The organism is Xanthocytophaga flava, from assembly GCF_030068545.1.
In the GTDB taxonomy this organism is placed as follows: domain Bacteria; phylum Bacteroidota; class Bacteroidia; order Cytophagales; family 172606-1; genus Xanthocytophaga; species Xanthocytophaga flava.
Genome location: NZ_JASJOR010000052.1, coordinates 1 through 11,907 on the forward strand (window position 1 = coordinate 1; position 11,907 = coordinate 11,907).

Below are 11,907 nucleotides of genomic sequence, written 5' to 3' on the forward strand. Positions count from 1 at the left end.
GGCAAAAAGAAGAGTTGTCTTACAACTCAGAGAACTTATAACCACTATCATGATCACACTGGCGGGTGGAGATCCCAACAAAGTCTTTAAAACGTAAGGGGTCGGAATTTCTTCCGACCACCACTGGTAACTACTCCCTCCTTTTCACATCTTTTTTGCATAGTTGTATTAAGAGTACAGATTTCGGATTATTTAATCTGGTTTGCTAAACTGCTGCAACAATAAAGAATTTAAAGTCAACTATGTAACCATTTTCTCTATGAGGAAGATCATAAAAAATAACTGGCTTATCGTATCTTTTGCTGCTATAGTATTACTAATATTAGTAAACATTTGGATTACCATCCGTAACAATAAAGTCATTGAACAAAATTCACAACTTGAAAAACATACTGAAGAGGTTAAGCTGGCTACACAAGGCATCCTCAATGGAACAGTACACACTTTAGATCTGGGTGTTCGTGGGTATGCTTTGACTAAGGATACCAACTTATTATCACCATATAAGTCAGCTTTGGTAAAACATGAGCCCTTATTCCGCAAAATAGATTCTCTACTGAGAGAACAAAAATATGATAAACTGGATTCTCTTCAGATAGTCAAGCATGAAGTAGATAAATACATACAGTTTATGGGCGAAATGGTGGCACTAGCTGAAAAGGATAGTATGGCCGCTTTTACCAAGATGCTCAAACAAGACAAAGGATATGATGTATGGGTAAAATATGCTGCATTTGAGAAACCGGTGTTTGCCTTTCAGGACCAAATAAAGTACAAAGCACAGCAAAACTATCAGACGGCCATGTATCAGAATATTTTGATACAAATCATATTGTTGATTATCACATTGCCTACTGTATACTTCATTATCTATCGGTTGAGAAAAGAGAGCAAAGAAAGAAGGATGTTATTGCTGGAACTGGAAAACTATAACCAGAATTATTTCTTCCATTCCCGAACACAGACCGAACAAGCTACAGAAGAGATAAGTGTAAAGGACATTCTGGATAATTCCATTCAGAATATTCGCAGAGCATCTGATTTTGTAAAGAATATAGCTAATGGAAATTATAGTGTGACATGGGAAGGAATGACCGAGGCCATACGGGAGAAAAACACTACCACACTGGCTGGTGAATTGTTGCAAATGAAAGAGCAAATGCAACAGGTAAAAGAGGAAGATCAGAAACGTAACTGGATAAACGAAGGTCTAAGTTATCTGGGCGAGATTCTTAGAAAAGAGTCTGATCTGACTAAAATTTCAGATCGTGTTTTGGCTGAGCTTATTAAATATCTGAATGCCAATCAGGGAGCTTTATTTATCTTACAGGATGAGAATCCAGCTAAACCTGTATTACAACTGAGAGCTGCCTATGCTTATAATAGAAAGAAATACCTGAACAAAGAAATTGCACCTGGTGAGGGATTAGCTGGACAAGCATGGCAGGAAGCTGATACTATTTATCTAACACAGATTCCTCAGGATTATATAAAAATCTCATCAGGTTTAGGTGATGCCCGACCTAACAACTTATTGATTGTGCCACTTAAATATGATGATAAGATTCAGGGTGTAATCGAACTCGCTTCTTTCAAGACGTTTCAACCTCATGAAATTGCCTTCGTAGAAAAATTGGGCGAGAGCATGGCAGTTACATTTGCTTCTGCAAAAATCTCCGAGAAGACCAGTAGATTATTGGTTGAGACTCAGCATATGACAGAATTGATGCGGGCACAGGAAGAGGAGATGCGTCAGAATATGGAAGAGATGATGGCTACTCAGGAAGAAATGGAACGCAAGCGACATGAATACATGCAGCAGGTCGAGCAGTTGAAAATGGAAAATGATGAACTTAAAAAAATGGTGATTGCCTAATGGTCTTATAAATCCAGCTTTAGTAAATTTTAATTGTAAATCCTGCTATTTTTGAAGCATCCTGGCAACAGGGTGCTTTTTTATTTAAAACTACTTATGTCACAACGAAATTTTGCCAGAGAGATTTTATTTGGAGTTGCTGTAGGAGATGCTTTGGGAGTGCCTGTAGAATTTCAGGAGAGAATAGAATTACATACTAATCCAGTTACAGGTATGATAGGATATGGAAGCCACAATCAGCCATCTGGAACCTGGTCGGATGATAGTTCGCTTACCTTTTGCCTGGCTGAAAGTTTATGCAAAGGATATGATCTTAACGATCTGGGACGTCGGTTTATTAACTGGCGGGAAATGGATTATTGGACTCCTCATGGAAATGTGTTTGATATTGGATTTGCTACTTCTGATGCCATCAGTGATCTGATAAGAGGTGTAAACCCTTTGCAGGCCGGCAGATCAGATGAGAGAAGCAATGGCAATGGGTCACTGATGCGGATACTGCCTCTGTTGCTACATATCAAAGATATGCCTATTGAGAAACGCTATCAATACACCAAAGAAGTATCTTCTGTAACACATGCACATATCCGTTCGGTTATTGCCTGTTTTATTTATTTGGAATATGCCCGTCAGATTATAGAAGGAAAGGAAAAGTTCGAAGCCTTTGAGATAACTAAAAACCTGGTGAATGACTTCTTACAAAGTCAGGCTGTGTGTAGGCAGGAAGAAATAGATAAATTTCATAGTATTCTAATGAATCCGGTTAGTAATTATGAGATAAAACCGATTTATGAATATGGTGAGAATGAAATTTCTTCCTCAGGATATGTGCTAAGTAGCCTGGAAGCTAGTTTCTGGTGTTTACTAAACAGCAATTCGTATAGTGAGACAGTATTGAAGGCAGTAAATCTGGGAAGTGATACAGATACTACAGGAGCTATTGTTGGTGGACTTGCCAGTTTGTTGTATGGCTTTGAGCAAATTCCTAAATCATGGATAGCAGAGCTGGCACGTCGTCAGGATATTGAAGATCTGGCAATGAGACTACACAAGAAATATAATGGAATATCTTAGTCGAAGATTTATCCAGGCACTTATTTGAATACTTTTTAGCTTTTTTGATCGGTATAATTATTTACATGAATTAATAACTCAAATGATCTCTTACAATCCCAAAGAGTGGTTTACATTTATTTTTCGTTTTCACAAATCTGATACACTACGCCAGTTGGCACCGCTTATGGCTGCACTTGGTATCTATTCATGGGCAGTAGCCTATGTGGAACTGGAATATTGGAAGCTATCAGAGAATAACCATCTTCGCAATTTAACAGTCGTGCACAGCTTACTAGGGTTCGTGATTTCCATGCTACTAGTTTTTCGGACAAATACCGCTTACGACCGTTGGTGGGAAGGACGTAGATTATGGGGTAGTTTAGTAAATAACAGCCGAAATCTGGCTATTAAGTTAGCCGCAATATTGCCACCCGAAGATGCATCCAATCGTCATTTTTTTAAACGTGTTATTGCATTGTATGCTTCTACTTTAGCCGCACACTTACAGTCAGAAGCAACAAGATTGGCTTTGGATGAGCAGGAACATCCGGACTTGAAGGATTTGGATAAAAGTAAACATTTGCCTAATCAAGTAGCTACCTTATTATTCGGACGGACAAACAAATTGTATGAAGAAAACAAAATCAAAGAGGCTCAGCTAATTGTATTAAATGGAGAACTGCTTTCGTTTACTGACGTATGTGGTGCTTGTGAACGAATCAAGAATACGCCTATCCCCTTTTCCTATAGTATATTCATCAAAAAATTTATCTTCTTTTATGTAATGACTATGCCTTTTGGGTTTGTCTTTTCATTAGGATATTGGGTAATACCAGTTGTTATTTTTGTTTTCTATGTACTGGCTAGTATAGAGTTGATTGCTGAGGAGATTGAAGATCCATTTGGTGGAGACGCCAATGACCTACCAACTTTCAAAATAGCCAGCAACATTAAAAAACACATTGGCGAAATATTATAAAACACAAATATGACTGATACTACTATTAGCACTATCTCTATTCTGGGTTGTGGCTGGTTGGGTTTACCTTTAGCAAAAAAACTACTCGAAAAAGGGTATCTGGTAAAAGGAAGTACTACTACTACTGAAAAGTTAGGTGTTCTGGCTGAATCAGGGGTACAACCTTTCTTAATTAATCTTCAACCCAGTGTTGCAGAAGTACATCAGAGTGAGTTATATAAGTTTTTACAGGCAGATATTCTGATTATTGATATTCCGCCACGTACTCTTATTCATGGTGATGAATTTCATGTACAACAAATTCGATCTTTAGCCGAATCCATATCAATACCTCTACCTCAAATCATATACATAAGTTCTACTTCTGTATATCCTGATAATAATCAGGTTGCTACTGAGGAAACAGAAGTAATAGAAAGTAATGCAATGGTACAAGCTGAACACTTGTTGAGGAATATTTCTCCTGCTACAACCATACTTCGTTGTGGCGGCTTAATGGGATATGGTCGTATTCCTGGAAAATATGTGGCAGGCAAAACAATTACAACTGGTAATGTACCTGTTAACTTTATATACAGAGATGATGTCGTAGAAGTTATTTGTGAGGTAATTAAGCAGAAAAAATGGGGTGTAACTTATAATGTTGTAGCACCTTTACATCCTGTTCGCAGACTTGTATATGATCAGAATGTGAAAGATCTGGGCTTCCTCCCTCCTGTCTATGATGATTCTACATTGCCTGCACACAAGATTATCAGTAATGAAAAACTAGGCCAGGACTTGAAGTATACCTTTCAGTTTCCTGATCCGGTTGCATTTCCTTATGGATCTTGAAAAGATCTAGAACCTATCTCAAATCATATTTCTTATAATTCTCAAAATCGGAAATCAATTTTTGGGACTTGCCGTAAGACATATATTCTTCTGATTTGGATAATATTTGGCCTGTAGTTGAATAGTTTGTAATAAATAAAGTATCTGCATATGGATCTTTATTCAATGTTCTCACTAACCTTAGCTTATTATCGGTCCATTTGTGTTCATAAATAGTGTAACACCCACAGGCACAAGATGCTTCTCTGGATCTGATTATCAAATGCTTTTTATCAGCAATAGGATTTCCTCTTACTGATTTTTCGAATGTAATATCATTGATAAACATATGCTGCTTTGGATCATAGAAATAAAAGGCAAAATGTGCACTTGAGCAACCATTCGATGAAGACGTATGTAAAGCTAAGTCTGTATACTTATCAAAGTTAAAATCAGATAATCGGGTAAATACTGAAAATGTCTTGCCAAAGCTACTCTCATAAATATTCATACTGTGCCATTTTTTATGGTGACTTATGTAAAATCCCATAATGTCATGATCAAAATCTATAAGAACAGCAATAGGCTTGTTTATCTGTGGGTGCTTAAAAATCTTTAAATAAAAGCTTGAAGAATTAATTTCCACAAAAGAAGTTGTAGTATATTCTTTTAGGCGAGAAATCAATATACTGTCTCCTCTTAGGAAATCTTGAGCATTCATGATTGCTCTGTCTTTGACAAATAGTTTGCTTTTATATTCTCTCCTACTTGGTCGATATTTCTCTACTGGTGTTTCTTTGAAAGAACTACCACAAGCCGTTAAGAATGCTATAATTATGTACGAAATAAACATGAATTTCATACTAACAAAATTTTGAATAAGCTTTAGGGCCAGAGTCTGAGTTCTACTGAAGAATCAACTTTCTGTTAAAGTGAATCTCTCATGAATACTTCTTATAAGTTAGAGACAATTTTTGTAGACTAACCTCAAAACTGAAAATAAAATCTAAAAACTTATGCTCTTAATCAATATGAATGTCCCTTAAGGGCTAAATAAGTTTATAACAGATCATTAAACTGAAAAAATAAATTTAAAATCAGGAAGGCAATAGGAAAGGGGCTTCTGTCTATCACAAAAAATCTCCGGTTGATCAACCGGAGATTTTAACATAGAGGTGGTTGTAACGCCTAAATTTCAACCTTCTTATCTATCTGAAAAAATGGCAGGGTTAGGACAGATGCAGTTGTATTTTCTGATCCAGTACTGTTTTAGGAACAGCTCCCAACTGTCTGTCTACTACTTTGCCTCCTTTTATGAATAAAACGGCGGGTATGGAACGTATTCCATATTCTGCGCTCAAAGCAGGGTTCTGATCCACATTTACCTTACCAATGTTTACTTTGCCTTCATAATCTTTAGACAAAGCATCTATAACAGGACTCAGAGAGCGACAAGGACCACACCAGTCAGCATTAAAATCGATAACGGTTAATTGATCGCTTTCCAGAACTTCTTTCTGAAAATTAGCGTCTGTGAATATTTGAGACATAGTTGTATTGTTTTAGTTGTGTATCAGGATGAAAACATCCTGTATTTGCATAGCATGAGTCTGATTTTTAGATCAGAGATGCGTTTAATGTAATTTCCATATTATACGCCTTACTTACTGGACAAGTAGCCTTTGCTCCTGCTGCGATTTCCTGAAATTGTTCTTCTGTTATACCTGGAATACGAGCTTTCAATGTCAGGTCAGAACGGGTAATCACGCCATTGTCAAGTGTAATTGCAGATTGAGTTTCCAGTGATTCAGGAGTAAAACCGGCTGTTGTCAGGTCAAGGCTTAGTTTCATGGTAAAACATCCTGCATGAGCTGCTGCCATTAATTCTTCAGGATTGGTGCCGACACCGTCTGCAAAGCGGGAATTAAACGAATACTGAGTTTGATTTAAAACGGTGCTTTGAGTAGTTAAGTGGCCTTTTCCTTCTTTAATAGTACCATTCCAGAGTGCGGTTGCTGTGCGTTTCATATGAGTATAGAGAGTTGGTTTTGTATGATTTAATTAAAATATATGTATTGAGTGGGTTAGATTCGAAGCGATTTCTTAAAAAGGTCTGCGCTTATTGTGAGCAATTACTCTCACAGGTGCTACTACACTACGATTTGCTAAAATTGTCTCAAGCAGACGATTGGCGATGTTTTTAAGGATTTTCATGTTGTGCTTCTGTTTCTTTGTTTTTAATTAATTTGATGATACAAAGATATAGTAAGCAGTAAGGCTCTTCAATGCACAAAGAACTCCTTTCGTTGTACTTTTTCCCCCTTATAAAAAAGAAGAGCCTTTGCTTAGGCAAAAGGCTCTGACTGTTGGTATTGCTTACGAAAGTGTTGTGGCGAAAATTCGGTTTGCTGAGTAAAGAAACGTACAAAGTAAGCCGGGTCATCGTAGCCGAGTTTGTATCCGATTTCTTTCACACTTAAATCCGTATGTGCCAGTAGCCGTTTGGCTTCCAGTAGAATACGGTTCTTGATGAGATCGTTGGGAGAAACATCGCTGTATTTTGTAATTCGTTTGTTCAAGTTTTTAGGAGTCATTTGTAGCAATTCGGCATAATCTGCTACAGCATGCAGACGGGTATAATTGCTTTCTACCAATTGGCTAAACTTTCGGATAAAATCTACTTCCTGGTGCGACTCTTCATTGACCAGTTCATGTTCCTGCTTCCAGATACGTGTCGATTTAATGATAATTTGTTTGAGTAATATTCGAAGCATCTCTTCCATATTAGATTCTTCGTTTTGTAGTTCAGCAGTAATCTCATTAAGAATATCCTGTATGGATGCAGATTGTTCTGGAGTCAGATAAACAACAGGGATTTCATATACATTACGAAACAAAATTCCATCACAGGATACTTCCTGATCGTGAATTTCTACACAATAAAAGTCCCTGTTATAATAGAGTATTGTGCCTGTTTGTAGACCTTCTTCCAACTGAATCCATTGACCCGGATTAACAAAAAACAGGGCATCTTGTTGTAGAGAATAGTCTTTAAAGTCAATTGTAATTTGGGTTCCAGCTTTCAGGAAAAGAATTCGGATAAAGGTCATTAACGTTTCCCGATCTGCTGGAAGGTTTTCGGACACACTTAAATCCAGAATACCAAACCGTTTAAAGGCAAATTCTTTTAGTTGATTGTTCATGTAGTTTTGGAAATCTGGCTAATATAAAGCTTAAGTAATTGATATTTCTATTCTTCCAGATATAACACGCAACATACAGAGTTACTGTCTGGGTTCGTATTATATGGTCTTTTTTATAGAGATATTTTGTCAGCTACAGGATATGTGTATGTTTGTACTTTAACCTATTCTGTTTTCTATGTCGTCGTATTTTATTGGAGTGGATATTGGTACAACCAGTACAAAAGCCATTGCATTTTCATCAGAAGGACACATCATTTCTCACCATAATATAGGGTATCCTATTTCCCACCCGGAGCCTGAACAAAGCGAACAAGATCCTGATGAGATCCTGAAAGCAGTAATAGAAACAATCCAGCAGGTACAGAACGAAGCTAGGACTCAGGGAACGTTAGAAGGAGTAAGCTTTAGTGCGGCTATGCACAGCCTTATGGCTGTAGATGTTCAGGGAAAACCTTTGACACAACTTATCATTTGGGCTGACAACCGGGCAGGAGCTGTGGCGGATAGATTGAAAGCAGCACCAGAAGGTATGGAGATCTATCAGGCCACAGGCACTCCTATTCATGCAATGTCTCCCTTATGTAAGCTTTTGTGGTTACGTGAGCACAATCCGGATCTTTTTAAACAGACTCATAAGTTTATTGGTATTAAAGAATATATTTTCTTTCGTTTGGTTGGAAAATATGTTATTGATCATTCTCTTGCCTCTGCTACAGGATTATTTGATATCCATACGCTTGACTGGAATAAACAGGCCTTACAGAAAATACAATTGCCGGTTGAAAAGCTTTCAACTCTGGTAGATATTTTTCATATAGAGCATTGTTCATCTGAATGGGCTGAAAAATTGACAATTCCTGATCGAACCCCGTTTGTTATTGGGGCCAGTGATGGTTGTCTGGCAAATGTAGGCACTGGTGCTCTGACACCCGATCAGGTTTCCATAACTGTAGGCACTAGTGGTGCTGTAAGAATTGGTATTCCGAAACCCTGGACAGACAGTAAGATGCAAACTTTCTGTTATGTGCTTACTCCTGAATTATTTATAGCAGGTGGAGGGATGAACAATGGAGGTATAATTGCCGAATGGCTGCACAAAAATCTTTTTCCTGATATTGAAGAAGGTGACTTTACAACACTTATTACCAAAGCCTTGTCTGTTCCTGCCGGTTCAGATGGATTGCTTTTTCTTCCCTATTTATTGGGGGAGCGGGCACCTGTATACAATGCTCATGCAAAAGGTGTCTATTTTGGTATTACCATTCAGCATACACAGGCCCACTTTATCAGAGCCGCCTTCGAGGGTATTGCATTGGCTATCTATCATACAGGGAGAGCCTTGCTTGATCAGTTTCCTGAAATAAATACACTATATGTAGGTGGTGGTTTTGCCCGCTCCAAAGAATGGGTGCAGTTGCTGGCTGATGTATATGGCAAACCAATTGCTATAACAGATACAGTCGAGAGTTCTGGTTATGGAGCGGTATTAGTGGGACGTTATGCGTTAAAAACACTTAGATCATGGCGCTTAGTACCGGCAGATAAGTCATCTCAAGTATTTGAACCTAACTCTTCTAACCATCAGTTATATCAGCAAGTATTTGATCAGTATTGTAAATTATACAACACCCTATCTCCTCAATTTTTTTCCTAATATAGAAGTTATATAGTATAATGACTGCCAGCCTTTCTATAGTTGTATAGAATTTTAGAAAGGCTAGCTTGCTTGTTTGGAATCCATTACCAGGTTCATAGAGACAATATTATCTCCAAATGTAAGGAGTGAGTAATATTTCAAAAATGTTTCATTTTAGGGTTCCTTATTATACTTCTATTTTTGTATGTCCCGGCTGTATTTATTATCCTGTTTTCCGGATAACGCAGAGCTTTGCCTATAGCAGGCGCATTCGTTAGAGACAGAACACATTCACTTGCATCTAGTATAAGTAAGAGTGCCCTATTTTTTTGTGTAATCTGAGCCAGTATTCTCTATAAAATTAATCAATGCTTTCTACTATTAAACTGCCGTTAGGATCGGAAAATCCTTCAAGGTTTGTACAGGAAAGAGAAAAGGAGTTTTTAGGTAACATAGCCTGGTTTTGCCTGGCCGTTTTGATCCTTGCCTCTTTACCTGCTATTTACTATCAGGTCTGGATTGTTCTTTTTGCTCCATGTAGTTTTGTTTTTTTTCTGGGGCTAGTACTTTATCTGACTCGGAAAGGTTTGATTATTGTTGCTGGCAATGTTTTATCTTTTATAACGAGCTTGTTTTTGTTTCTTATCTGTTGGATGGAAGGTAAAACAACCGGCGCCCATTTGTATTTTCTGCCACTGATAGTTGTAATACCCTATTTAATTGACTGTAATAATAACACACAACTCATTCTGCATATTCTGCACCCTACTATTCATGCCTTATGGATAAACTTTGGAGATATTCCTCCTCGTCTCCCACAGATTTCAGCAGAAGTTCAGGATCTATATACAATATTTAACTTCGGATTTGTTGTTTTTCTCTGTCAGTTTTTTGCCTATCTGATTATTTCGCATAACACAGAAAGCACTTACCAGCTTCGTACATCTGAAAAAATGTTGCGAACACAAAATGAAGAACTGGTAAAAATCAATCAGGAACTGGATCGGTTTGTTTATAGTATTAGCCATGAACTCCGTGCACCACTAGCTTCAGCTATTGGTTTGGGAAATCTTATTCGAGAAGAGCAGGATGTGGACGAAATACAGAAGTACAATGACATTATGGTTCAGAATTTAATGCGTCTGGACTTACTTATGGGGGACATCCTGAAATATTCACGTAATGCACGTTATGAGATTAGAAGAGATCCGATTGAATTTGAAAAAGAGATTGAAGAGTCTATCCGGCAATATCAATATCTGCATGCAGGGGTAGAAATTCGTACCAATATTCAACAGTCAACAGATTTTTTTACAGATCGATACCGCTTTAGAATAGTCTTAAATAATTTGATATCCAATGCCTTTCGCTATCAGAACCCATACCAGAGTCCCAAAGAAATGCATATAGCGTGTCAGGTAGATGACAACCGGGCTTTATTAAAGGTAAGAGATAATGGAGTCGGTATTGCCGCAGAGGATCAGACACGCATCTTTGAAATGTTTTATCGTGCGGGGAACCAGATGCCTCATGTGAAACCTGGATCAGGTCTTGGTTTATATATAGCCAAAGAATCTATACAGAAAATGAGTGGACATATTAATGTAGTTTCGCAGATAGGAGAATTTACTGAGTTTACTGTAGAAATTCCATCCATGTAGCCAGTCGGATGAAGCCCTGTAGGTAGTTAAAAATAGAGGTATATAAGATCCCAAAAGTCTAGTATATAGTTAATTAGTTGATGTATGTAATTTTTATCTATATATCTGTTTTTGTTGGAATAGGTAAAATCTGATAATATTAATTAATCATATATTTGTATGGGGATGCACATATAAACATGATTTCTTCTATTTTTGTGCCTGCTAACTGCTATTCCGTTATTTCTCTTTCCACCCTATTTGTTAATGAACTCCGTATCTACTTCCAGTCAGGAAACTACTTTTTCTAAAAATGGTATTCTCTTTTACTTAGTAGATGACGATGATCTGTTTCATCTTATTCACAATCGTTTTATTAAGAGTCAGCTTCCGGATGCAGAGATTGTGAATTTCATAGATCCCAGAGATGCATTAACAACAATTCTGGAAAATACTCAACAACCTGGAATTGTATTGCTTGATCTGAACATGCCTTACATGACAGGATGGGAATGGCTGTCTGCCTTTGCCAAACAGACTGATTTGTCAACACTCGCTTTGAATATATTCATCCTTTCCTCTTCCGACTCTAATCAGGATAGAGCCAGAGTCAAAGATTATCCATTTGTCAAAGGCTATTTAGTAAAACCCCTTACACAAGCTGATATCAGTAAAATTATCAGTTAATCTACTTCTATTCT

At 37.4% G+C, this 11,907-nt stretch carries 11 protein-coding genes; 7 read left to right on the forward strand and 4 right to left on the reverse strand.

Translation table 11 applies throughout. The annotated features are described in order from the left end of the window. Window positions 1-259 precede the first annotated feature (259 nt). From QNI15_RS37110 to QNI15_RS37125, 4 genes are all read left to right on the forward strand, one after another. The gene (locus QNI15_RS37110; protein WP_314037079.1) at window positions 260-1,876 is read left to right on the forward strand and encodes a GAF domain-containing protein; all 1,617 of its coding nucleotides are present in this window, start codon (window positions 260-262) and stop codon (window positions 1,874-1,876) included. 96 nt (window positions 1,877-1,972) lie between these two features. Beyond that, window positions 1,973-2,950, forward strand: coding sequence for an ADP-ribosylglycohydrolase family protein (locus QNI15_RS37115; protein WP_314037081.1), 978 nt, complete (start codon window positions 1,973-1,975; stop codon window positions 2,948-2,950). A gap of 82 nt (window positions 2,951-3,032) precedes the next feature. Then, a complete protein-coding gene (locus QNI15_RS37120; protein WP_314037083.1) occupies window positions 3,033-3,911 on the forward strand; it encodes a bestrophin family protein in 879 nt (292 codons plus the stop codon). A 9-nt stretch (window positions 3,912-3,920) separates the two neighbouring features. Then, the gene (locus QNI15_RS37125; protein ID WP_314037085.1) at window positions 3,921-4,745 is read left to right on the forward strand and encodes an SDR family NAD(P)-dependent oxidoreductase; all 825 of its coding nucleotides are present in this window, start codon (window positions 3,921-3,923) and stop codon (window positions 4,743-4,745) included. A 13-nt stretch (window positions 4,746-4,758) separates the two neighbouring features. Here QNI15_RS37125 and QNI15_RS37130 read toward each other — a convergent pair whose 3' ends face one another. The 4 genes from QNI15_RS37130 to QNI15_RS37145 all read right to left on the reverse strand — a co-directional run bounded on the left by QNI15_RS37130 (window position 4,759) and on the right by QNI15_RS37145 (window position 7,927). Then, entirely contained in the window at window positions 4,759-5,586 is an 828-nt protein-coding gene (locus QNI15_RS37130; RefSeq protein WP_314037087.1) for an XAC2610-related protein, read from the reverse strand. A gap of 367 nt (window positions 5,587-5,953) precedes the next feature. Further along, a complete protein-coding gene (trxA, locus tag QNI15_RS37135) occupies window positions 5,954-6,274 on the reverse strand; it encodes a thioredoxin (RefSeq protein ID WP_313981422.1) in 321 nt (106 codons plus the stop codon). 67 nt (window positions 6,275-6,341) lie between these two features. Further along, a complete protein-coding gene (locus QNI15_RS37140) occupies window positions 6,342-6,752 on the reverse strand; it encodes an OsmC family protein (protein ID WP_313992209.1) in 411 nt (136 codons plus the stop codon). A gap of 317 nt (window positions 6,753-7,069) precedes the next feature. After that, window positions 7,070-7,927 (reverse strand): helix-turn-helix domain-containing protein, encoded by an 858-nt coding sequence (locus QNI15_RS37145; RefSeq protein WP_314037089.1) that lies wholly within the window; start codon window positions 7,925-7,927, stop codon window positions 7,070-7,072. A 178-nt stretch (window positions 7,928-8,105) separates the two neighbouring features. Here QNI15_RS37145 and QNI15_RS37150 point away from each other — a divergent pair, with 178 nt between their 5' ends. From QNI15_RS37150 to QNI15_RS37160, 3 genes are all read left to right on the forward strand, one after another. Further along, window positions 8,106-9,584, forward strand: coding sequence for a gluconokinase (locus QNI15_RS37150; RefSeq protein WP_313992203.1), 1,479 nt, complete (start codon window positions 8,106-8,108; stop codon window positions 9,582-9,584). A gap of 350 nt (window positions 9,585-9,934) precedes the next feature. Then, window positions 9,935-11,227 (forward strand): sensor histidine kinase, encoded by a 1,293-nt coding sequence (locus tag QNI15_RS37155; protein WP_314037091.1) that lies wholly within the window; start codon window positions 9,935-9,937, stop codon window positions 11,225-11,227. A 246-nt stretch (window positions 11,228-11,473) separates the two neighbouring features. Next, on the forward strand, window positions 11,474-11,893 hold the full coding sequence (locus QNI15_RS37160; protein WP_313992196.1) for a response regulator: 420 nt from the start codon (window positions 11,474-11,476) through the stop codon (window positions 11,891-11,893). Window positions 11,894-11,907 lie beyond the last annotated feature (14 nt).